The sequence below is a fragment of the Ensifer sp. Root423 genome (assembly GCF_001426275.1).
Classification (GTDB): Bacteria; Pseudomonadota; Alphaproteobacteria; order Rhizobiales; family Rhizobiaceae; genus Ensifer; species Ensifer adhaerens.
The window spans coordinates 355,157-375,906 of sequence record NZ_LMEG01000001.1 but is presented as its reverse complement, the minus strand read 5'-3'; the positions used below and the strand labels follow the sequence as shown (position 1 = coordinate 375,906).

Annotated in this window: 22 protein-coding genes; 13 read left to right on the top strand and 9 right to left on the bottom strand. The window is 64.0% G+C overall.

Annotation, left to right across the window (positions count from 1 at the left end):
• Positions 1-41 precede the first annotated feature (41 nt).
• Entirely contained in the window at positions 42-1,445 is a 1,404-nt protein-coding gene (locus tag ASD01_RS01875) for a DUF1254 domain-containing protein (RefSeq protein ID WP_034793096.1), read from the bottom strand.
• Positions 1,446-1,733: 288 nt separating this feature from the next.
• On the opposite strand from ASD01_RS01875, the gene ASD01_RS01870 reads away from it, so the two are divergent.
• From ASD01_RS01870 to ASD01_RS01820, 11 genes are all read left to right on the top strand, one after another.
• A complete protein-coding gene (locus ASD01_RS01870) occupies positions 1,734-2,309 on the top strand; it encodes a TetR/AcrR family transcriptional regulator (protein ID WP_034793094.1) in 576 nt (191 codons plus the stop codon).
• Positions 2,306-3,271, top strand: coding sequence for a DMT family transporter (locus ASD01_RS01865; RefSeq protein WP_034793090.1), 966 nt, complete (start codon positions 2,306-2,308; stop codon positions 3,269-3,271). Before ASD01_RS01870 ends, ASD01_RS01865 begins: the two co-directional genes overlap by 4 nt.
• Before the next feature lie 16 nt (positions 3,272-3,287).
• Entirely contained in the window at positions 3,288-4,229 is a 942-nt protein-coding gene (locus ASD01_RS01860; protein WP_034793088.1) for a DMT family transporter, read from the top strand.
• A 78-nt stretch (positions 4,230-4,307) separates the two neighbouring features.
• Positions 4,308-5,039: a hypothetical protein gene (locus ASD01_RS01855; RefSeq protein ID WP_051659265.1), complete on the top strand. Its 732-nt coding sequence runs from the start codon at positions 4,308-4,310 to the stop codon at positions 5,037-5,039.
• A gap of 447 nt (positions 5,040-5,486) precedes the next feature.
• The gene (locus ASD01_RS01850; RefSeq protein ID WP_034793085.1) at positions 5,487-5,921 is read left to right on the top strand and encodes an RrF2 family transcriptional regulator; all 435 of its coding nucleotides are present in this window, start codon (positions 5,487-5,489) and stop codon (positions 5,919-5,921) included.
• Between the two features lie 164 nt (positions 5,922-6,085).
• Positions 6,086-6,970: an NAD(P)/FAD-dependent oxidoreductase gene (locus tag ASD01_RS01845; protein WP_060643532.1), complete on the top strand. Its 885-nt coding sequence runs from the start codon at positions 6,086-6,088 to the stop codon at positions 6,968-6,970.
• A 138-nt stretch (positions 6,971-7,108) separates the two neighbouring features.
• Positions 7,109-7,927, top strand: coding sequence for an arginase family protein (locus ASD01_RS01840; protein ID WP_051659264.1), 819 nt, complete (start codon positions 7,109-7,111; stop codon positions 7,925-7,927).
• A 137-nt stretch (positions 7,928-8,064) separates the two neighbouring features.
• Entirely contained in the window at positions 8,065-8,859 is a 795-nt protein-coding gene (locus ASD01_RS01835) for a DUF1194 domain-containing protein (protein WP_034793076.1), read from the top strand.
• A 79-nt stretch (positions 8,860-8,938) separates the two neighbouring features.
• Complete coding sequence (locus ASD01_RS01830; protein WP_034793072.1) at positions 8,939-9,463, top strand: MarR family winged helix-turn-helix transcriptional regulator; 525 nt, start codon at positions 8,939-8,941, stop codon at positions 9,461-9,463.
• A complete protein-coding gene (locus ASD01_RS01825) occupies positions 9,460-10,254 on the top strand; it encodes a DNA alkylation repair protein (RefSeq protein ID WP_034793069.1) in 795 nt (264 codons plus the stop codon). The genes ASD01_RS01830 and ASD01_RS01825 overlap by 4 nt, the downstream gene beginning before the upstream one ends.
• A gap of 48 nt (positions 10,255-10,302) precedes the next feature.
• Positions 10,303-10,644: a DUF6616 family protein gene (locus tag ASD01_RS01820; protein ID WP_034793040.1), complete on the top strand. Its 342-nt coding sequence runs from the start codon at positions 10,303-10,305 to the stop codon at positions 10,642-10,644.
• Positions 10,645-10,670: 26 nt separating this feature from the next.
• Here the strand turns inward: ASD01_RS01820 and ASD01_RS01815 are convergent, their stop codons facing one another.
• The 3 genes from ASD01_RS01815 to ASD01_RS01805 all read right to left on the bottom strand — a co-directional run bounded on the left by ASD01_RS01815 (position 10,671) and on the right by ASD01_RS01805 (position 14,703).
• Positions 10,671-11,096 (bottom strand): GNAT family N-acetyltransferase, encoded by a 426-nt coding sequence (locus tag ASD01_RS01815; RefSeq protein ID WP_034793009.1) that lies wholly within the window; start codon positions 11,094-11,096, stop codon positions 10,671-10,673.
• Between the two features lie 198 nt (positions 11,097-11,294).
• Positions 11,295-12,887 carry an arylsulfatase gene (locus ASD01_RS01810; RefSeq protein ID WP_082572751.1) on the bottom strand — a complete coding sequence of 531 codons (1,593 nt, stop codon included), beginning with the start codon at positions 12,885-12,887 and terminating at the stop codon, positions 11,295-11,297.
• A 151-nt stretch (positions 12,888-13,038) separates the two neighbouring features.
• Positions 13,039-14,703 (bottom strand): arylsulfatase, encoded by a 1,665-nt coding sequence (locus tag ASD01_RS01805; RefSeq protein ID WP_034793006.1) that lies wholly within the window; start codon positions 14,701-14,703, stop codon positions 13,039-13,041.
• A 317-nt stretch (positions 14,704-15,020) separates the two neighbouring features.
• Between ASD01_RS01805 and ASD01_RS01800 the strand changes: the two genes are divergently transcribed.
• Positions 15,021-15,491: a group III truncated hemoglobin gene (locus tag ASD01_RS01800; protein WP_034793003.1), complete on the top strand. Its 471-nt coding sequence runs from the start codon at positions 15,021-15,023 to the stop codon at positions 15,489-15,491.
• Here the strand turns inward: ASD01_RS01800 and ASD01_RS01795 are convergent.
• From ASD01_RS01795 to ASD01_RS01780, 4 genes are all read right to left on the bottom strand, one after another.
• The gene (locus ASD01_RS01795) at positions 15,449-15,712 is read right to left on the bottom strand and encodes an EamA family transporter (RefSeq protein WP_034793000.1); all 264 of its coding nucleotides are present in this window, start codon (positions 15,710-15,712) and stop codon (positions 15,449-15,451) included. The two genes, ASD01_RS01800 and ASD01_RS01795, sit on opposite strands and share 43 nt — an antisense overlap.
• A gap of 27 nt (positions 15,713-15,739) precedes the next feature.
• Complete coding sequence (gene recX / locus ASD01_RS01790; protein ID WP_034792997.1) at positions 15,740-16,327, bottom strand: recombination regulator RecX; 588 nt, start codon at positions 16,325-16,327, stop codon at positions 15,740-15,742.
• 260 nt (positions 16,328-16,587) lie between these two features.
• Positions 16,588-17,358: a siderophore-interacting protein gene (locus ASD01_RS01785; protein ID WP_034792990.1), complete on the bottom strand. Its 771-nt coding sequence runs from the start codon at positions 17,356-17,358 to the stop codon at positions 16,588-16,590.
• A 271-nt stretch (positions 17,359-17,629) separates the two neighbouring features.
• Positions 17,630-18,859 carry an aminotransferase-like domain-containing protein gene (locus ASD01_RS01780; RefSeq protein ID WP_060643531.1) on the bottom strand — a complete coding sequence of 410 codons (1,230 nt, stop codon included), beginning with the start codon at positions 18,857-18,859 and terminating at the stop codon, positions 17,630-17,632.
• A gap of 497 nt (positions 18,860-19,356) precedes the next feature.
• On the opposite strand from ASD01_RS01780, the gene ASD01_RS01775 reads away from it, so the two are divergent.
• Positions 19,357-19,806 (top strand): hypothetical protein, encoded by a 450-nt coding sequence (locus tag ASD01_RS01775; RefSeq protein WP_034792986.1) that lies wholly within the window; start codon positions 19,357-19,359, stop codon positions 19,804-19,806.
• A gap of 123 nt (positions 19,807-19,929) precedes the next feature.
• On the opposite strand, the gene ASD01_RS01770 is transcribed toward ASD01_RS01775, so the two are convergent.
• Positions 19,930-20,592, bottom strand: a complete 663-nt coding sequence (locus ASD01_RS01770; protein ID WP_034792983.1) for a LysE family translocator — start codon at positions 20,590-20,592, stop codon at positions 19,930-19,932.
• Positions 20,593-20,750: the final 158 nt, after the last annotated feature.

Here is a 20,750-nt window from a genome sequence, read left to right as displayed (position 1 = left end):
GCGTCAACACCGTCACTTTGCAAGTACGGCATTTGCAAGCGCTACGGCATCTTCTCCACGTCGGGCAGCTTCCAGCTTTTCTCGAACAGCGGCTTTTCCGGGCCGTAGAGCCTGAAAAGCAGTTCGAACTTGCGGGCAGGGTCGACGGGCACGAAGTTCGCCTCCTTGCCCGCAGGCGCCTTGGCGCCGAAATAGACGTCGACCGAGCCGTCGGCATTTTTCTTCACCCCCTCGCCGATCGAGGCGACGCTCGCCTTGTCCATGTTGCGGATCAGCGCATGGGTCTCGCGGTCGTAGGCGGTCACCGACCAGTACTGCTCGACCGGCGCATCCTTCGGCACGACGAGGCGGTAGTTAGCGCCGCCGTCGAACGGATTGCCGTCCTTGTCCTTGTTGGCCATCAGGTAGAACTGCGCCGTGCCCAGCCGCTTGATGCCGGTGAAGCCGAGCGTATAGGTCACGCCTCGGGCATCGACCGGATAGAGACCGGGATCGGCATAGGCCTCCGAGGCGGCCTTCACCATGTCCGGCAACCCGGCGGGGAACCAGCGGATGCCCTCGTTGATGACAGGAAAGCCGGCGTCATAGCGCGCCGAAAGCTCGGCTCTGGCTTCGGCCGCCGCCTTGTCGAGCAGCGCCTTGGTTTCGGCGCTTGGCTGGAAGGGCTTGCCCTTCTCGATGCCGAGCGTCTTCAGCTGGTCGATCATCGCCCGGTCGCGCTCGAGCCACGGCTCGGTCTGGACGACCCGGTTCAGATTGTCGAAGAAGCTGGCGTCGAAGCGGATGGTGCTGTCGAACAGCACGTCATAGGCGTCGGTAAAGACCGTTTCCGGCGGCTTGTCGGTCACCGGCATCGGGTAGATCTTGATCTTCTTGCCATAGGCGACCGACTTTTCGATATCGGCGTCGGCATGGCTCTTCAGGTTGGAACGCAGCAGAGCAAATCCGGTGAAGGTGTCCGAGCGAAGCGGAATGAAGCCCTCCGGCACCTCGCCCATGTAATCCGGCGGCAGGATCAGGTACTTGCCGCCCTTGCCCTCGTCGGCGCCATGCGGGCCGGCATCTTCGAGCGGCATCTGCCAGGCGTTGACGATGTTGCCGGCGATCGATCCGCCCTCGGCCGGTGGGATCTCGATGACGATGGGCCCTTCCTTCACGTTCCAGAAGGACATGAAATAGATCGAATCCGGGTTCGGCGTCAGCGTCTGGTTCTTCCAGTTGACCGGGCGAGACCAGTAGACGACTTCGTTGGCCCTGGCCTTCGTCGTCGAAAGCATCGTCTGCAGCATCAGGTCGGCATTGACCGCCGGCATGCCCCAGATCACCGCCTCCGTCGCCCGGCGGGCGATCGCGCGGTCCCGGAGTTCGGCCGGCAACATATCCTGCGCCGCGACGTTCGTCGCGCCGGCCAGAAGCACCACCCCTGTGAGTATAAATCGCAGCATGCCGAATCTCCCTCATACGCCGCGGCCGGCGGCCTTGAAATCTCTCGACCGCCGCTGCCTCGCAAACTCCATTGCGGGCCACCAATGCGAAATTTAGTGCGAATGCATGCCGAGCAGTAGACCCGTTGCGTGCGACGCGCGGAAGTACGTTACGGTTACAGCCGCAAACACAAACGGCGGCGATCGGCCGGCGCATCACCGCATCCTCATCCCCTTTGAAAAACACCGCGTCACTTGACATCGGACCAAAATAGGTAGATCGGTCTACCTAATAGATTGGAGAAAGCGATGAGCGACAAGGCGCCGGCGCGCGAGCGGCTTTTGAAGGCGGCAGCCGAACTGTTCTACCGGGATGGGGTCGGTGCCACGGGCATCGATGCGATCACCGCGCATGCGGGCGTCGCCAAGATGAGCCTCTACAACAACTTCTCGTCCAAGACCGATCTGGTGAACGCCTATATCGAGGCGCGCCACCGGGAATGGCAGGAGCTTTACCGCGAGCGCCTGGCTCATGCGGCAACGCCGAGAGATCGTGCGCTGGCGATCTTCGACAGCTATGTCGACCACGCTGAAATGGCCTATTCCTGGGGTTTCCGCGGCTGCGGGCTCCTGAATGCCGCAGCCGAGCTTTCGGTCGGCGATCCCGCCCGCGACATCGTCGCCTCGCAGAAGGACGAGGTGGAAACGCTCTTCAAGCAATATCTCGCCGAGATGAAGCCCGACGCGGGTGCCGCCATCGACGAGACGGCGGAGCACCTCTCCTTCCTGCTCGAAGGCGCGATGTCGCGTGCCGGACTCGACGGACATGACGCACGGCTGAAGACCGCGCGCCGGATCGCCATCTCGATCATGGACCAGCTATGACCTCCCGAAATTCCGCTTCTCTCGTCGGCTTTGCCTGCGTGCTCACCGCCTCCGCGCTCTGGGGCACGACCGGCACCACCGCCACCTTTGCTTCAGGGGTCAGCCCGCTTGGCATCGGCGCCGTCGCCATGGGCCTTGGCGGCCTGCTCTTGGCGCTGACGGCGCTGCATTCGATCGTCAAAAGCAGGGCGAAGATCGCCGCGCAGTGGCCGATGCTGATCCTCGGCTCGCTCTCGGTCGCGATCTATCCGCTTGCCTTCTACTCTTCCATGCATCTCGCCGGCGTCGCCATCGGCACCGTCATCTCCATCGGCTCGGCGCCACTCGCCGCTTCGCTGATCGAGCGCATCTTCGACGGTCAGAAGCTCACCACTCGCTGGTTGCTGGGTGCCGCCGCCGGCCTTGGCGGCGCCGTGCTTCTCACCTTTTCGGAAAGCCACGGCAGCGCCGGTGCTGCCGACGCGACGGCGGTCCTCTACGGCATCCTGCTCGGCCTGGTCTCCGGCCTGCTCTACGCGCTCTATTCCTGGGTGGCGCGGCGGCTGATGCAGGCGGGCATTCCGCCGCGTGCCGCCATGGGCTCGATCTTCGGTGTCGGCGGCACTCTGCTGTTGCCGGTGCTCGCCTTCACCGGCGCGCCGCTTTTAGCGTCGTCGACCAATGTCGCCGTCGGTATCTACATGGCGCTGGTGCCGGTGCTGGTCGCTTACGTGCTCTTCGCCTATGGCCTCGCCCGCGTGTCGGCCACCATGGCGACCACGCTGTCGCTGCTTGAACCGGTCATCGCCGCCGTGCTTGCCGTCGTCATCGTCGGCGAGCGCCTGCCGGCCGAGGGCTGGGCGGGCATCGGGCTGATCGTCGGCTCGCTCTTCATCCTCACCCTGCCGATGCCGGCCCGGCGCCGCCGCGCCGAACGCCCGCGATCCGCCGCCGCCATCGACGCGGCCCTCCCCAGCCGCTAGAGCCGGAACCCTTGATATGAGCGACGTCGCTGCGCTGCCTTCCCGCCGGCCAAACCGGATGTGGGCCGTCGTCATCCTGATCCTGCTCGAGGCCGCGCTGGTGATCTCCTGGAGCGCCGGCTTCGTCGGCATCCGCTTCGCCATCGATCACGCGCCGCTCTTCCTGATCCTCTTCTGGCGCAGCCTCGTCTCCGGTCTCATACTGCTGCCCTTCGCCCTGACGGTCGGGCCAAAGATCCGGTTGCAGGACGCCGTGCCGCAGATGCTCTTCGGCGCGCTTGCCATGTCCGGCTATCTCGCGGGCTTTGCGCTGGCGATTTCCTATGGCGTGCCCACTGGCCTCGTGGCGCTGATCACCGACATGCTGCCGCTTGCCGTCGCCATCCTCTCCTGGCCGGTCCTCGGCCAGGCCTTGACCGCCCGCCAATGGCTCGGCTCCTTCATCGGGCTGACCGGTGTCTTGATCGCCTCCGGCTGGTCGCTCGATATCGGCAACGTTCCGCTCTGGGCCTATGGCCTGCCAGTTCTCGGCACCCTGTCGCTGGCGCTGGCGACCCTGCTGCAGAAGCGCAGCCCGGCGGGCGCCATGCCGGTGCATCAAAGCCTCTCGATCCAGTGCCTGTCGGCGGCAGCGATCTTCGCGCTCTTTTCCTGGCATGAGGGCAGCGTTCTGCCGGTGCTCGATCCGGGCTTTGTCGGCGGTATCCTCTGGCTCGTTTTCGTCGCCACCTTCGGCGCCTGGAGCCTCTATTATCTGGCGCTGAAAAAATCCTCGCCCGCCCGCGTCACCGCCATCCTCTATTTGAGCCCGCCCGTGACGATGATCTGGGCCTTCGTCATGTTCGGCGAGCCTCTCTCCTGGGCCATGGCCGTCGGCCTCGCCGTCTCGCTCGTCGGCATCGTCATTGTCGCACGAGCACAGCAGCCGGCCGGCGGCCAAAGTCCGGCGCACGCCTAGGAAAGCCATCCACTGACCGCTTGCATCTTGTGGTGGTGTCTGCGACAGCTTCGCCAAAACCACCGGGGGACAGCGGCCATGAGCTTTTCCGAAGTCAAACCACGTCACGTGCTCTGCCTGCTCGGCGGAGAACGCCCCTTCTCCCACCTTTGCGAGATGATCCAGTCGGCGATCGACGATTTCGCCCTGGGTTTCGAGATCGACTATACGTTTTCCGAGGACGCGCCGGATGACCGCATGCCGATATCCTTCGAAGTCTGCCGGGATCGCGTCAAGAAGGGTGCCTGGACCGAAGCCGACGAAGAGGCCGTCAGCGACCATCGCTCGGTCATCTATGTGCTCGGCCCGCCGATGACGGCAGAGGATGCGGTCAAACATTCAGTCATCGCACTTCGGCTGGTCGCCCACACCCTCGATAACGGCATCGTCGCCGCCAAGGGCGAGAGCGCCGGCGTCGCCCACGGCGTTGAGAGGTGGAAAGAGCTTGCTCGCGACGCCGAAGGCCAAACAGGCGCTGCACTTGCCCGCCCCTGCCGCCTCGCCTTTGCCAAGCGGCCGATCGGCACCGACGAACATCTCTACAGCATCGGCTTCCATCTGGTCGGGATACCCGAAGTCTACGCGCCGAAAACCCTCTCCGACGACGAACTGGCCTTGAGCGCGTTGATCGACACCGTTGCCGACGAAGTCTTCAGCGACGGCGTCGAGACGGTGCTGAAGCACCGCGGCGCCCAATTGCTGCCCGTCGACGCCTATGACGAGGACGAGTTCAAGTACAATCCCTTTGGGGCCATCCATCTGGCGTCATAGATTCGAACCGCCCCAGCAATGAAGGTACTTATGCCAGCGTCAGATCGCGAGAAACGACTGCTCCTCAGCGTGCAACGCGCCTTGCTCGGAACAGTCCCGCCGACGATATCGGCCGTAACGTGCGGCTGGAACAACGACAATATCGTCCTCGAGTTCTTAGTAGACTCAGCTTTTGACGATGAAGATCGAGAACGTTGTGAAGTTGTTGCAACTGAGGTGGTCGCGGATTTCAGCTATGAAACGATAACGTCTGTCTTCACGGTACAAGCTTCCGGCGGACCGAAGACCCCAGTCGAAGAGCGGTGGTGGGCATACCGGCGATCTTAGCCGAATGCGCTGACAACAGGAGTGGCACCTCGTCAGGCAAGCCTCTGTCGCTTGGCACTTTTAGGCGTGAGCTAGAGGTACCGCTTGCATCGTACTTCGATTCGTAATAATTGAAGTTACATGAAAAAAGACAGCCGCCTTTCCTCCGTCCTGCACGCGCTCCTGCACATGGCCGAGCGCGGCGAGCCCTTGACCTCGGACGAGCTTGCCATGTGCATGCGCACCAATCCGGTGGTCGTTCGTCGCACCATGGGTTTCCTGCGCGATGCCGGCATCGTTTCCTCCGCCCGCGGCCATGCGGGCGGCTGGGCGATCACTGCCGATCTCAAGACCGTGACGCTCAGGCAGTTGCACGAAACACTCGGCGAACCCGCGATCTTTGCCATCGGCAACCGGCAGGAAATGCCGGAATGCCTCGTCGAACAGGCGGTCAACGCCGCCCTCGATACCGCCTTTGCGGAGGCCGAGGCGCTGCTGCTCGACCGCTTCGCCCACGTGACCCTTGCCGACCTAGCCGAGGACTTTGCCAGGCGGCACCGGCTCCGATCGCACTGACAGCAGCCGATCGATCCGTCCTGACGTGATCGATCCCGACACATCCGATTACACCGGGACCGCATAAGCGGTTTCCGGCCGGAACCCTATTGCCCAAAGCCCGGGTCGAGACACTGGTTCAAGAAACCGGTGGGCTGGCCTGCGCCCAACCGAAAGGAAGACCCATGCAACAGGACGTCATCATCATCGGCGGCAGTTATGCCGGCATGGCCGCCGCCCTCCAGCTCCTGCGCGCCCGCCGGCGCGTGACGATCATCGACGAGGGCATTCGCCGCAACCGTTTTGCCAGCCATTCCCATGGCTTCCTCGGTCAGGACGGCATCGACCCGTCAGAGATTGCCGCAACCGCGTGGGCGCAGCTCTCCAAATACCCCACGCTCACCTGGATCGACGGCCGTGCCGAGAAAGCCAGCGGCAAGCAGGATGCCTTCTTCGTTGCCACCGCTGACGGCGCCTCCTTCGAAGGCCGGCGCCTGCTCTTTGCAACCGGCGTCAAGGACGGCCTGCCGCAGATCGAGGGGCTGACCGAGCGCTGGGGCAAGAGCGCCTTCCATTGCCCCTATTGCCACGGCTACGAGCTGAACCAGGGCGAGATCGCCGTCATCGCGGCAAGCCCCATGTCGATCCACCAGGCGCAGCTCATTCCGGAATGGGGCAAGGTGACCTTCTTCACCAATGGCGCCATCACCCTCGACGCCGAAGGCCGTGCCGATCTCGTCAGGCGCGGCGTGACCATCGACGAAACCCCGGTCGCACGGCTCGAAGGCCATGCCGACGTGGTGCTGACGGATGGCCGCCGCCTGCCCTTCGCAGGCCTTTTCGTCGCCACCCGCACCACGCCCTCATGCGACATCGCCGAGCGCTTCGGCTGCGAGATCGAGGAGACCCCGATGGGCCTGCAGATCCGGGCGACGGCCGCCAAGGAAACCACCATTCCCGGCGCCTATGCCTGCGGCGACGTCGGCCGCGTTCCCCACTCCGTCTCGCTTGCCGTCGGCGACGGCGCCTGGGCCGGCGCGCAACTGCACCGCTCGCTGGTGTTCGGATAGAAGGCACACCGAGCAGGGACGCTGGCATGAAGGAATACCGAACGGACGCAACCGCATTGCGCCGTTCGGCTTCCAGCCTTGCCAAATCGACGGCCTCTGTGCTTCGTTCGCTGCAAACGCGAGTTGGAGCCGCCATCGATGCCCATTGCCCTCACCTGCTTTCAGGGTCGCGCCGGCGATCACAACGACCTCGGCATTCCCGGCGCGAAGTCCGTTGCCGCCCATCTCGCCCGAAAACTCGGCCTCGAAACGGTCACGGTCGGAGATCCGGAACCGGCGCTGAACGGCCACTGGGCGGTCGAGCTCGAAGCCGCGATGCCGGCTCTGAAGCGCATGCGAGATCGCTTCGATGTGGTCTACGCCGAGGGATCGTTTTCGCTGGCAGCGACCAGCCGCTGTGCCGTCTCGCTCGCAACCCTGCCTGCCCTTGCGAGGCACCACGGCAATGCGGTCGTCGTCTGGTTCGACGCCCATGGCGACCTCAATACGCCTGAGGCCAGCAGCACCGGCTATCTCGGCGGGCTGGCGCTGTCCGGGCCCTGCGGCCTCTGGCAGTCCGGTCTGGGCGGCGGGCTTTCGATCGAAAATATCGTGCTCGTCGGCCAGCGCGACCTCGATCCCTTCGAGGCCGAACTCATCGAGGCGAAGCGCATTCCGCATATTCGTCCCGGTGCCAATCTCCCGCAAAGGCTGACCGAAGCCGTCGCCGGCCGACCGGTCTATATCCACCTCGACTGCGACGTGCTGAGCCCCGGCATCGTGCCCACCGACTACCAGCATGAAAACGGGCTGTCGCTCGATGACCTGCGTGCAGCCTGTGCTGTCCTTGCCGGGAGCGAAGTCGTCGGGCTTGAAATCGCCGAGTTTCAGAATGCTTGGGAGGAAGGCGGCGATCCGGTTTCGCCCGAACCGCTGATCGAGGCGCTGGAACCGCTTTTGCAGAAGCTGCGCCGCTGACCTGACCAGAGCCTGCCGGCAGGTTTGCCTAACCGCAGGGGGCTCAGCCGGCCAATCCATCGGCGGCGGACCCCCCATTGCGCTAGGTCGGTTTGGGCGTAGCATGGATATCCCGCTCGCCTTCGGTATCGGCCGCCATGAAGCTCGGATCGACCCTTCTTGCCTACGTCTGCCTTTTCTGCGGGAGTGCTTCCGCCGAACCGCTCCGGGTCGATCTCGAACTGGTGCTCGCCGTCGACGTTTCCTATTCCATGGAACTCGACGAGCAGCGGCTGCAGCGGCAGGGCTATGTCGCGGCCTTCCTGGAGCCCGCCCTCATCGAGGCGATCGAGAATGGTCCTGTCGGCCGCATCGCCGTCACCTATGTCGAATGGGGCGGCTCGGCGGTGCAGGCCACGCCCTGGACGCTGATCGACGGCCGCGGCACGGCCTCGCAATATTCCGAGCTGCTGCGGCGGCAGCCGATCCGGCGGATCGCCTTCACCTCGATCTCCAACACGCTGGCCTTCACCCGACGGCTGTTCGACTACAGCCCCTTTGAGGGCAGCCGCCGCGTCATCGACATCTCGGGCGACGGTCCCAACAATTCCGGCGTCCCCGCCCCTGTCGCCCGCAATTCCACCGTTGCCCGCGGCATCACCATCGACGGCCTGCCGATCATGCTGAAGACGCACGCCGCCTCGGACTCCGCCGCGATCCCCGATCTCGACGCCTATTACCGCGAATGCGTGATCGGCGGCGACGGCGCCTTTCTGGTGGAGGTGACGGACAGCGGCGAGTTCGCCCGCGCCATCCTGCGCAAGCTGATCATCGAAATCTCCGGCCTGGAGATAAGCCGCCTGTCGCCCGAAACGGTGCGCGCAGCCCGGTTCGGTGAGGGCTACAATTGCTTCATCGGCGAAGAAATGCAGGAGCGGATGATCGGGCGGTAGGGCAGGTCTGCCGCCCCATCCACAGCCGACAACGAAGAAGCCGTTGACTCTAATTAGGCGCCTTATTATCTGTCGCCTTATGACAATGCTGGAACAAAAACACCGGGCCATGTTGCAGGAAGCCGAGCGTCGTGCGGTCGCCGAGACCGGCAACATGCGCGCCTGCTTCGAACTGCTGGCGCTGTCAGGCGCGATCGACCGGGATTGCGCCACAAGACTGGCGCCCCACCGGCTTTCGGAAGGCAAGTTCGTTATCCTCTTCCTGCTCAACGATCAACCCGAGGGCCTGTCGCCGCACGAGCTTGCCGATCGCGCGGGCGTGACGCGCGCCACCATCACCGGGCTCCTCGACGGCCTGGAGCGCGATCGCTTCGTCGAGCGCCGCTCGGGCCTTAATGACCGGCGCAAGATCGCGGTAATGCTCACCGAAACCGGCCGCAGGACTGCCCGCGATCTGCTGGGCGAACACAGCGCCTGGATCGCCTCGCTGTTTGCCGGTTTCAGCGCCGATGAACACCAGACGTTCCACCGGCTGCTCAAGCGCATCTGGCAAAATCTGGAGACCGGCGCCACGCCCAAGAACACGCCGGAAACACAGACGTGAGCGAGAGCAAGACCAAGAAACGCGGCGCCAGCGGCATTGGCGCCGAGCGCCTGGCGCAGCTGAACGCCGGAGCGCAAGCCATCACCTTGACCGAATGCCTCGCGGTCGACTTCGCAGCGCTGATGGGCAACATCGTGCCCGGCATCGACGACGATGCCCTTGCCGAGATGACATCGGCCGCGTCGGCCGGCATCTCCCGGCGCATGCCGCTTGCCGCCCGGCTGATCGGAGAGCGCCTCGGCCCCTCGACTTTCGAGACGCTCAAGCAGCATTCCTCGGACACGGTGCGCGGCTGGGCCTGTTTCGTGGTGGCGGCCAGAGAAAACATGACCCTCGCCGAGCGGCTGGCCGCGATCCGGCCGCTGGCCGACGATAGCCATTTCGGTGTTCGCGAATGGGCCTGGATCGCCGTTCGCCCGCATCTCGCGGCCGATCTGGATCAAGCGATCGCCCTGCTGGCGGCAGAGTGGACATCAGATCCATCCGAGCGCATCCGCCGTTTCGCCTCGGAATCCATCCGCCCGCGCGGCGTCTGGTGCGCCCATCTCTCAGTGCTCAAGAAAGAACCCGAACGCGCGCTGCCCGTGCTCGAGCCGTTGCGCGCCGATCCCTCGCCTTACGTGCAGGATTCGGTCGGAAACTGGCTGAACGATGCGGCCAAGGATCGGCCCGAGTGGGTCCAGGCGCTGGCGGCACGCTGGTCCGCCGAAAGCTCAGGACCCGCGACATCGCGCATCTGTCGCCGCGCGCTTCGATCCATCCCCACCAGATCCAGTTCCGGAAACGCTTGAGAGCGCCCGGAATGGCATAACCTCAGACTGACAACAAGAAAGCAGACTATGCCTCACTACCTGACCGAACTTTACAGCGCCAAGCCGGCGTGGCTCGCCCTTCCCCGTCAGGGGCGCCAGCAGTTCCTGGCCGCGATCGGCTCCGCCATGCCGGGCCTGTCGGCGCTCGGCGTCGAGCTCATCACCTTCGGCAAGGTCGACCAGTCGAAGCTGCATGCGGCATCGCAGACCTTCTTCGCCGTCTGGCGCTGCCCGGACGCGACAGCACTCGAAGCCCTCGTCGCCGGCATCGCCCAATCCGGCTGGCACGAATATTTCGACACGATCAACGCCGCCGGCCGCGGCACCGACCTTGCCGGCCACCTCGCCGAGCTCGGCGCGGCCGCCTGAGCCCCCACGCTATCCACCCCCTCAGGTCACGATCGGCTTGGGGGGCTGTAGAAAACGATCTCCGGATCGTTCTCGTCGAGATTGTCGATGTAGCCGCTCGGCCGGAACCCGGCCTTGACCAACAGGTCCTGCATCGGACGGTTCGACATGTTGGTCGAGCTGAAGAGTTTCGCGCCCGACGACATGGATTGAAAGTGGGCGATCAGCGTCCCAGCCAGACCACGCCGGCGCCAGGACGTCCCCACCATCAGCATTTCGATGAAGGCCTGGCCAAAGAAGTGGCGGGTCAGCACGCCATAGGCGGCAGCCTCCCCCTCGATCTCGATGAGATGGCAGCAGCCCTGCTGGATCCAGTCGGCAATGTCGGCGCGTCGCTTCAGATCGTCGGCCGCAACGCTGTCGATCGCGCAAAGCGCCGGATGGTCGTCCTTGACCGCAGGTCGAATTCGCATGGTTCAGCTCCCGGCAGATTTGGCGGGAAACTAGGATGTGGTGTCGCTGGGCGCAATCGCGAAAGCGCTATCTCAACTGCCCCTCTCGCGGCGGCAAGACGAAGTCGCGACCGGACCTCACTGCGACGGCGCGGCGCCCGAAAATCCCCGCCGCGTCCACTGAAAATCCACGACGTCCCCTGTTCTGTACCGGATCGCTCACTGTCCAAGGCCGATGTTCTTCGCCGGGTATTTCTTGAAGGTGGCGGCATGCGCCTTCATCTCGGCCAGCATCGAGGCGAGGAAGGCATTCATCCGGTGGCCGACGGGATATTCCTCCTTCGGATCGATGTAGAGATTGAAGAGCCACGGGGCGAGGCCAACGTCGCTCACCGTCGTCATGTCGATGTTCAGCCACTGGGCCTTGGTTTCCACCACCTTCACGTGGATCTTGTACTCGTACATGCGCATCGCCATCAGGTTCTGCTCGTTCCAGACGAACACCTTCTCGCGGTTCGAACGGCCGTCGTCGGCAAGCAGGAACGAGGTCTGGTCGATGCCGTCGATGTAGCGGTCGACCGGCACCTTGTCTCTGATGCCGCCAAGGCTCAGCGACGTGTTGAAGAGGTCCATCAGGTCGAAGAGCTCGTCGCTTTCGCGGCCGGGCTTGATCATGCCCTTCCAGTAGGCGATCGCCGGGATGCGGATGCCGCCCTCCCAGGCCGATCCCTTGGCGCCGCGAAACGGCGTATAGCCGCTGTCCGGCCAGCTATCGAGCTGCGGGCCGTTGTCGGAGGTGACGAAGATGAAGGTATTGTCCAGGACGCCGGCCTGATCGAGCGCGTCGACGATCTCGCCGATATAGGCATCCACCTCCACCACGTCGTCCTTGTAGGGGTACTTGCTGCCGCTCTTGCCTTCGAAGGCCTTGGAGGCGAAATTGTCGGCGTGCACTTTCATGAAGCAGTGTTCGAGGAAGAACGGCGCCGTTCCCGACGCAAGCTCCTTGATCTTCTTCACCGTGAATTCCTTGAGCATCCGATCGCCTTCGGCCATCTTCTCGATGCTGTCGATCTCTTCGACTTGGCTGACTGGCCCGCCCTTTACCGCCTGTACCAGCGCCGTGCTCGATCCGGTCTTCCTCAGCATCGCCAGCCGCTCCGGGTTCAGCACCAGATCGGGGTAACGCCGCTTGTCGACCCCTTGGGTGATTTCCTTCTCGGCCTCGTAGAAGCCGTAGAACTCGTCAAACCCGACCTCGTGCGGCCGCATGCCTTCGCTTTCGCCCACATGCCACTTGCCCGAGAGCACGGTCTTGTACCCTGCCCCACCAAGCAGCGTCGGCAGGGAAACCTCGTCGGCCCAGGGGTTCTTGGTGATCTTGTCGCCGGCAAGGATCGGCCGCGTCAGGCCGGTGCGAACCGGCAACCGGCCCGTCAGGATCGCCGAGCGCGTCGGCGTGCAGGTGGGTTGCGAATAGGCCGAGGTGAGCCTCAGGCCCTCGCGCGCCAACCTGTCCATGTTGGGTGTCGCAGCGCCGATCGCAGCACCTCCGCCATAGGCGCCGGGGTCGCCATAGCCCATGTCATCAACCACGAGCCAGACGATGTTCGGCCTCTTGCCCAGCCTGGTATAAAGCGTATCGAGCTTCTGTTGCGCCGCGGACTGCTGGTCGGCATGGATCAGCGCTGGCTCCTGCGCCTCGCTCGTGCGTATGGCCTGAGTCATCACCGATTGTGCCGGCGCCACTGTCGGCAACGCCACCAGGATCGCCGTGTGTAGGGCAAGGGCACGCAGATTCCGCAGGCACATCGCACGCTCCTTTTTGCGATCGAACGCAAGGAATTACGCAAGGGATGCCGCCGGACCTTGATCCGCGGCAAGAGGTGGCGGCCTTTTTACAAGCCGCCGGCGCTTTGCGTCCCGCCGCCAGCGGTCGCCGGCGGCGGAGTCTTTCCGCTCTTTACCGCGGCGCCAGGCTTTCCAGTTCGCCCAGCCGCTTCATCGCTGCCTGCTGCGCAAGCCAGCCATAGTTGATGCCGCTGGCGTTCAGCGTGCTGCCGGCCTGGTACGGATAATCGTTGAAGTCGGCGAAGAACTCCTTGATCTTGCCCTGGATCGGCACCAGCAGCCACATGTTGCGGGCGAGGAACTCGATCGCCCCGCCGCCGTCTTCCATGCCGCGCTCGTAGGGGTCCATGCGCAGGTTGGCGATGACGGCCCAGCTCGGCACCTCACGGGTGGCCGTCGCGATGTTGCCGTGGCTCGCCTGGGCGAAGCTCAGCTTCCAGTCGTTCCAGCGGATAGCGTTGAGGTTGCCGCCCTGGTCGAAGTAGTAGACCGAGTCACGCGGCGGCTCCTTCGCCTCGCCCTTCAACAGCCCCGTCAGGTCGTAGCCGTCGAGATGCACCTTGAAGGTCTTCGACGTGCCCTTGAAGCCCTTCTTCATCTCTTCCTTGACGTCGGCGATGCCGGCGGCGGTCGCAAAGGTCGGCAGCCAGTCCATCAGCGTCACCGGGTCGTTGATCTGCGTGCCCGGCTTTACCACGCCCGGCCAACGCACCATCATCGGAATGCGGAAACCGCCTTCCCAGGTCGTGCCTTTCTCGCCGTGGAACATCGTCTGCGCGCCGTCCGGCCACAGCGCCAGTTCCGCGCCGTTGTCGGTGGTGTAGAGCACGATGGTGTTCTCGGCGATGCCGAGATCGTCGAGCTGTTTCAGGAGCTGGCCGACGTGACCGTCATGCTCCACCATGCCGTCGGCATGGATGCCCTTGCCGGTCTTGCCGAGCGAGTCCGGCTTCAGGTGGGTGAAGACATGCATGCGGGTCGAGTTGAACCAGCAGAAGAACGGTTTGTCGGCCTTCACCTGCCGGTCGATGTAATCCTTGGCAGCCGTCAGGAATTCCTCGTCGATCGTTTCCATGCGCTTGGTGTTGAGCGCGCCGGTGTCCTCGATCTTGCCGTCGGCGCTCGACTTGATGACGCCGCGCGGGCCGAACTTCTTCTTGAACTCCGGGTCCTTCGGATAGAAGTAGCCTTCCGGCTCCTCCTCGGCGTTGAGGTGGTAGAGGTTGCCGAAGAACTCGTCGAAGCCGTGTGCGGTCGGCAGATGCTCGTCGCGGTCGCCGAGGTGGTTCTTGCCGAACTGGCCGGTCGAATACCCCTTGGTCTTCAACACGTCGGCGATTGTCGGCATCCAGTCCTGGATGCCGTGCGGGTCGCCCGGCATGCCGATCGTCAAGAGCCCGGTGCGGAAAGGCTCCTGGCCGAGGATGAAGGAGGCGCGGCCCGCCGTACAACTGTTCTGGCCGTAGCTGTCGGTAAAGATCGCGCCTTCGGCGGCGATCCGGTCGATGTTGGGCGTGCGATAGCCCATCAGCCCCATCGTGTAGGCGCTGATCTGCGGAATGCCGATATCGTCGCCGAAGATGACGAGGATGTTTGGCGGCTTGCCGCTCGCCGAAGAAGAGGATTGCGCCTTGGCAGGGCTTACCGAAGCAGCGCCTGCCACCAGCGACGCGGCTGCAAAAATTGTTCCACTTAGAAGGAGATCGCGGCGGCTGACATCCGTTACCCCATTCTCGGCCATCGCTGGCGCAGCCTTGTTATCGTCATGCATGCTCATCGTACTCTCCTAGTTAAGGCGATCGGAAATGCACTGCTGTCGAGGACCGGGCGGATGATGCGCGTGCGGGGGTGGGTGTCCAAGTACGTAACAGTTACGACGTGCCGGCTCGCAACCGTTACTGCGACGCGCGACGCGGGCAATCCGTTGCAAGCCCGGGTAGAACAGCACTGGCAAAACTCACCCAGCGTAACCTCTGACAGATTGACGCAATCGCCCATTCGGCCTCTGGCGCGACGCCCCCGCATGCCTATATGCAAGACGCCAAAGATAAGGGCCTGGGCCTGAGACATGGGCATTGAGACAGGGACATCGGGATGGACGACAACGACTTGCAGGGCCGCGCCGCTCATGTCGCAGCAATCCGCGAACGAGCGGAAGCCGAGATGAAGGCGATCGGCATCGATGCGGCCTTCATCGATCGTCTCGTCGAGACCTTCTACGCCCGCGTGCTCGCCCATCCCGAACTCGGCCCCGTCTTCGACGCCAGGCTTTCCGGCCGCTGGCCGGAGCACATGGACAAGATGAAGAGCTTCTGGTCGGCCGTCGCCTTCCGCAACGGCGCCTATGGCGGCAAGCCGGTGCAGGCGCATGTCGGCGTCGCCAACATGACGCCGGATCTCTTTCCGAAATGGCTTGATCTCTTTTCCACGACGCTCGACGACATCGCCCCGAACGGCGAGGCCAAGGCCTGGTTCATGGCCACGGCCGAACGCATCGCCCGCAGCCTGACGCTTTCGCTATTCTACAATCCGGCGATGGACGATCCGGCGCTGAAGCGCGGGTAATTGCCGAGGCCTTTACGCCCGATGCCGAAGACGGGCGTCAGGGTCAGGAACAGCGCAGCCGTGCTCACCGGCAGGCGCTTGAGGCCGATCAGGTAGAGCCAGAAGGCGAGCGCGTACTGGACGATGCCGGAGATCAGGGCGAGCGCCAGCATGCCCGCCCCCGCGGCGGCAAGGTCCTTGCCGATCGCCTGAGGCCTGACCCAGGCGAACAGGAAGACCAATCAGACAACACGACCTGCCCCCTTGGGTCAGAGCGAGCGGCCTGCAAACAAAATGTCCTCGGCCTCGTCGACCGACATCGCAAAGACCCGCTTGCCCAGTTCGAAGCTGAAGCCGCCCCGGGCAAAGGCGGAGAGCTCCTTGGCCGTACGCTTCTCGTCGAGCGCCGCCTTGCGGAACGGCCCGAAGGCGCGCTTTCGCGCCAAGACGACGGCCGCATAGAGATCGTCGGCTTCCGCCACCGCCGCAGCGACGGCGTCCCGTGCGACGCCCTTTTCCGACAGCTTCTGGGCGATCGCCCGCTTCGACTTGCCGCCGCGCATGGCCGAGCGGGTCTTGATCTCGGCATAAGCTTTGTCGTTGAGCGCGCCATTGTCATAGGCAAAGGTCACGGCGGCAGCCGCCAGCAGCTCCACCTGGTTCACGCTGATATCCTCGAACTTCTCCCGCGCCTTGCGCGAGATGGCGTCGAAGAGCTGCTTTTCCGTCAGCATCTGCCGCGCCAGCCGATAGGCCGCTGAATTGCGCGCCCAGGCATACATGCGCGGCGTCGGTTGATCGGATTGCGCTTGATCGTCGATGAGGTCCAAGCCTGCCCTGCCCTCGAATTGAACCATTGATGGCACCAGTCGATCCGCAGGATGGGATAGACGTCGCCCCAAGATGCGAAATGACCTGACTCTCCGCGACAAGGCAATTGCGCACCCGAGCCCACGACATGTTTTCCCGGCCTTGTTCCGCCGGCATGAGGGCGGCAGGCGCCCCTCAAGAGAGGCGCGCCTGAGGTAACCGCAGCAGGGCCTGCGCGGATCTTTTGATCCGCCGGCCGAGCGTTCCCGTCGTGATGCCCGAGCAAAGGCACCGGAAAGCGTGATGTCTATTCGAACTTCTCGGTGCTGTCGGCCTTGCCCTTCACCCAGTAGCCGGAAGCTTTTAGCCAGCTGAGCGGCAAGCCGCGCTCCTCGACGAGATGGGTGCGGATCGCCCGGGTGACTGCGGCTTCGGCCGCGATCCAGACGAAGGTGCCGGGCTCGAGCGCCACTTGACGCACGACGGCAAGCAGCGCTGACGGATCGTGCGCTTGATCGAGCGGGCGATAGGCCCAATGGGTGGTGAGCGCCGCCTTGGTGCGGAACTTCTGCCGCTCGTCCAGCCCGGTGACGGCGGCGACACTGGTGATCTGATGCCCCGCCGGCGTCTCCTCGATCCGCCGCCCGATCGCCGGCAGCGCCGTCTCGTCGCCGATCAGCAGCCATCGCGTGAAATCTCCAGACACGACCGCCGAACCGCGCGGCCCGCCGATCTCGAGCTTGTCGCCCACGGAGGCCGCCATTGCCCAGGCGGTCACGGGGCCTGCCTCGTGCAACGCGAAATCGAGCGCCAGAACGCGCGCGTCGGTGTCGTAGCGCCGTGGCGTATAGTCCCGGCGCTCTTCGGTGCCGTTTGCGCCGGGCACGAAGATCTTGATGTGGTCATCCGCCCCGAGGCTGACGAAGTCGGCGAGATCCTCACCGGAAAGCGTGATCCGGAGCATGCCCGGCGTCACCCGCTCGATGCCGGAAACGACGAGCGAGCGGCGCTTCAGCTCATGGCGAACACGCTCGATGCGCGGCGTCGGGAGATGGGAATAGTTGGGAGAATTGTCCATTTGCATCCTTTGGAGGGCCTCGAAAAGCTCGATCCGCAGGACACAGTCGCGCAGATCGAAGCCGCTTCTGGCCGTTCGATCATACGCGTTGAGTGACGTTAACGCTTACGTGGCCGGGGGTGGCCCGGTCATGTCACGTTCTAACTATCGGAAGGCCCCGCTTCGATCAATGCGTCATCTTGACTAAAGCACGAAGGTTTTACCAGCCAAAAGAAAAACGCGCCCACAGGAGCAAGCGCGTTTCTCAAAATGAAGAAGGTCTGACGAAGCCTTAAGCCGCCAGAGCCGCAACTTCGCCACGGATGAGGTCGCCGAGCCGGCGGATGCCCTCGTCGATCATCTGATCGTTGGCGCAGGAGAAGGAAACGCGCAGGGTGTTTTCGCCCGAGCCATCGGCAAAGAAGGCGCGACCGGGAACGAAGGCGACCTTGGCGGTCTCGATCGATTTTGCAAGCAGTGCGGCGCCGTCCATGCCCTTTGGCAGCGTCACCCAGACGAACATGCCGCCTTCCGGCTTCGTCCAGGACACGCCCTCGGGCATGTACTTTTCAAGCGCTGCGAGCATGGCGTTGCGGCGCTGCTTGTAGACCCGGTGGATCTTCGCCACCTGCTCATCGAAGCCGCGCTCGGCAACGGTGCAGATCGCCATCTGGTTGATTGTCGAGGAATGCAGATCGGCTGCCTGCTTCAAGAGCACGAGCTTGCGGATCACCTTTTCCGAGGCGCAGACCCAGCCGACGCGAAGGCCGGGAGCGAGCGTCTTCGAGAACGAGCCGCAATAGATCGTGCGGGTGTTGTTGATGTCGCCCTTCTTGGCGATTTCGAGCGCCAGGATCGGCGGCACCGGCTCGCCGTCATAGCGCAGCGACTGGTAGGCCGCGTCTTCGATGACGGCAATGTCGAGCTCTTCGGCAAGCGTCAGCACGCGCTCGCGGCCGGCCCGGTCGACGGTCTCGCCGGTCGGGTTGGCGAAGTCGGCCGAGAGATAGGCAAACTTGACGCGGCCGCCCGCCTCGCCCGCCGCCTGACGGTAGGCTTCCGGCGTGCAGTTGCCGTTGGGGTTCAGCTGGTCGTAGGTCGGCTCATAGGCGTTGAAGGCCTGCAGCGCGCCGAGATAGGTCGGCCAGGTGACAAGTGCGGTATCATTCGGCGACAGGAACAGCTTGCCGAGATAGTCGAGGCCCTGCTGCGAACCGGACGTGATGAAGATGTTGTCGGCGCCGGCGGGAATGCCGAGATCGGCCATCTGCTTGGCAAGCCATTCGCGCAGCGGCTTGTAGCCTTCGCTGACCGAATACTGCAGTGCGGCACTCACGGCCGGGCCGGAAAAGATCTCCGCATAGGCGTCCTTGAATTCCGCATCCGGAAACAGCGCGGGATCGGGAATGCCGCCGGCAAACGAAATGATGTCGGGGCGATCGAGCAGCTTCAACAGTTCGCGGATTTCCGAAGCGCGCATCCGGTTCGAGCGCGTCGCGAAGATATGTTCCCAATCCAGCATGGGGTGTTTCCTCAGAGATTATAAGCGGAAAGCGGTTCTCCGCTTCCTCCCGCGTCATTCTAGAGCGCCGTGCGTTCGTTTGAACGCACAAAGCACGCTCTGGTTTTTTGTTTAGAGCATCTTTCCGCTTCGGGCGATCCCCCTGGAAGGAAGGATGCTCTGGACGGTGATGCGACAGGACCATGACGACCAATTTATGTCAATATTATTGACCTAATTCCGTGCGCTTTTCGGGCCTTTGGGGCTCCGCGCACGTTACGTCCAGGACCTGACGTTACGTCAGCTTGAGCCGAATGCCACGCGCCATGAGGTAAAGCAAGCCATCTGCTCAACCGCTACGCTCGCGCCGCTTGGCCCCAATCGCACAGACGCCCGTCGTCCGCTTGTCCTTGCGCCGGCAGCGGCACCCGGCGCCTGATAACCCAAAGTGGCAAATTGCCGGAGAAGGAGGCGAAGCGTAAAATTTCTCCCCTCAATTCGACCGGAGGGACTAGGCCATGAGCAGACTGTTTATCCTGTCGGCTGGCGCCGCCCTGGCGCTGGCACAAGCGGCGCCGGCGGCACCCGCAGCGCCGGAGACGCGACCCCTCAAGATCGCCAAGGAGTGCAGCCAGTTCACCGGCGACACCCCGAGCTTCTGCACCATTACGGAATCGAACCTCGAAGCGATCCCGGCTGGCAGCAAAATCCTCTACTATGGACCGGTGGTCGCCAATCCCCTCTTCTCCAGCAGCACCGCCGTCATCGCTGTCGGAAACGGCGACTCGGCGCTCGGATACTGCGTCGTCTACGATACGGCCAAGCCGCCGTTCGGCACCTGTGCGTTCCACGCCGGCAGCGGCACGCTCGCTGGCTTCCAGGCGATCGTGAAGGTCACGGTTGACGACAAGCAGATCTGGCACTGGGACGGAGACTACGTGCTCGGCACGACCCAGGCGGCCAAGTGAGACGGTAGGCATTGCCGGCTCCACACCCGGCCAATCGAGACGACGCGGCAGAAGACCTAGGCACTCTGCCATCAAGCAACGTCTTTCAAGTGCTGTCCCCGCCCAGCGGGGACAAGCGCCGCCTTACGTTTTGACCGCCGGCGCGCTGGCGTTGTCTGCAAACAGGAGCCGGAAGCCGAGCCCCAGCATGACGGCGCCGGTAAAACGCTGCTGCCAGACGAGCAGCCGCGGAAAACGATAAAGCGCCTGCCCGACCGTTCCCGAAGCAAGCGCTACCGAACCGAGCGAAAGGATGCCGGCAAGCTTCTGCACGGTGCCGAGCACGGCAAGCTGCAGCCAAACGGGGCCGGCGGTCGGGTCCACGAACTGCGGCAGGAAGGCGAACATGAAGAGCAGCGACTTCGGGTTCGTCAGGCTGTTGATCGTTCCCTCGCGGACCGCGCGCCAGTCGGACACCTCGGTCGCCGCCAGCCGCTTGCTTTCGGCCGCATCGCCGAAACTTGACCAGACCATGCGCGCGCCGAGATAGAGCATGTAGGCTGCCCCCACCCACTGCAGAAGCATGAGCCCGGCGGGATAGGCCTTCAGCAGCGAGGCGACGCCGAGGACCAGCAGGCCTACCTGCACGACGCCGGCGACGAAGATCATGCCGACCACCGTCAGCAGCGCCACCCGGCGCCCCTGCCCGATCCCGCGGGCGAGCACCAGCATCATGTCCGGACCGGGCGTGATCTCCAGAACGAAGAGTGCAGCAACGAAGGTCAGGAGAATGGGGAGATCGGCCATCGAAGGTTCCGGCTGAGGACAACTGCCACATGCTTATCCGGAAGCGTCAGGCCTGTCGACCAGCCCGCTTTAACCGCAGCATGCCGATATTTTTTGCTCCGCCTGCCGCCATCTTCGTCTAGTCTGCTCTCGGGCTTCGAACGGAGAAAAACGATCCA

Coding starts and splice junctions, on each gene's coding strand:
- ASD01_RS01875 (WP_034793096.1), bottom strand. CDS start 1,445: ATGCTGCGATTTATACTCACAGGGGTGGTGCTTCTGGCCGGCGCGACG.
- ASD01_RS01870 (WP_034793094.1), top strand. CDS start 1,734: ATGAGCGACAAGGCGCCGGCGCGCGAGCGGCTTTTGAAGGCGGCAGCC.
- ASD01_RS01830 (WP_034793072.1), top strand. CDS start 8,939: ATGACAATGCTGGAACAAAAACACCGGGCCATGTTGCAGGAAGCCGAG.
- ASD01_RS01805 (WP_034793006.1), bottom strand. CDS start 14,703: ATGAGCATGCATGACGATAACAAGGCTGCGCCAGCGATGGCCGAGAAT.
- recX (WP_034792997.1), bottom strand. CDS start 16,327: ATGGTTCAATTCGAGGGCAGGGCAGGCTTGGACCTCATCGACGATCAA.
- ASD01_RS01845 (WP_060643532.1), top strand. CDS start 6,086: ATGCAACAGGACGTCATCATCATCGGCGGCAGTTATGCCGGCATGGCC.
- ASD01_RS01835 (WP_034793076.1), top strand. CDS start 8,065: ATGAAGCTCGGATCGACCCTTCTTGCCTACGTCTGCCTTTTCTGCGGG.
- ASD01_RS01820 (WP_034793040.1), top strand. CDS start 10,303: ATGCCTCACTACCTGACCGAACTTTACAGCGCCAAGCCGGCGTGGCTC.
- ASD01_RS01850 (WP_034793085.1), top strand. CDS start 5,487: ATGAAAAAAGACAGCCGCCTTTCCTCCGTCCTGCACGCGCTCCTGCAC.
- ASD01_RS01840 (WP_051659264.1), top strand. CDS start 7,109: ATGCCCATTGCCCTCACCTGCTTTCAGGGTCGCGCCGGCGATCACAAC.
- ASD01_RS01785 (WP_034792990.1), bottom strand. CDS start 17,358: ATGGACAATTCTCCCAACTATTCCCATCTCCCGACGCCGCGCATCGAG.
- ASD01_RS01800 (WP_034793003.1), top strand. CDS start 15,021: ATGGACGACAACGACTTGCAGGGCCGCGCCGCTCATGTCGCAGCAATC.
- ASD01_RS01780 (WP_060643531.1), bottom strand. CDS start 18,859: ATGCTGGATTGGGAACATATCTTCGCGACGCGCTCGAACCGGATGCGC.
- ASD01_RS01770 (WP_034792983.1), bottom strand. CDS start 20,592: ATGGCCGATCTCCCCATTCTCCTGACCTTCGTTGCTGCACTCTTCGTT.
- ASD01_RS01865 (WP_034793090.1), top strand. CDS start 2,306: ATGACCTCCCGAAATTCCGCTTCTCTCGTCGGCTTTGCCTGCGTGCTC.
- ASD01_RS01775 (WP_034792986.1), top strand. CDS start 19,357: ATGAGCAGACTGTTTATCCTGTCGGCTGGCGCCGCCCTGGCGCTGGCA.
- ASD01_RS01815 (WP_034793009.1), bottom strand. CDS start 11,096: ATGCGAATTCGACCTGCGGTCAAGGACGACCATCCGGCGCTTTGCGCG.
- ASD01_RS01810 (WP_082572751.1), bottom strand. CDS start 12,887: ATGTGCCTGCGGAATCTGCGTGCCCTTGCCCTACACACGGCGATCCTG.
- ASD01_RS01855 (WP_051659265.1), top strand. CDS start 4,308: ATGAGCTTTTCCGAAGTCAAACCACGTCACGTGCTCTGCCTGCTCGGC.
- ASD01_RS01860 (WP_034793088.1), top strand. CDS start 3,288: ATGAGCGACGTCGCTGCGCTGCCTTCCCGCCGGCCAAACCGGATGTGG.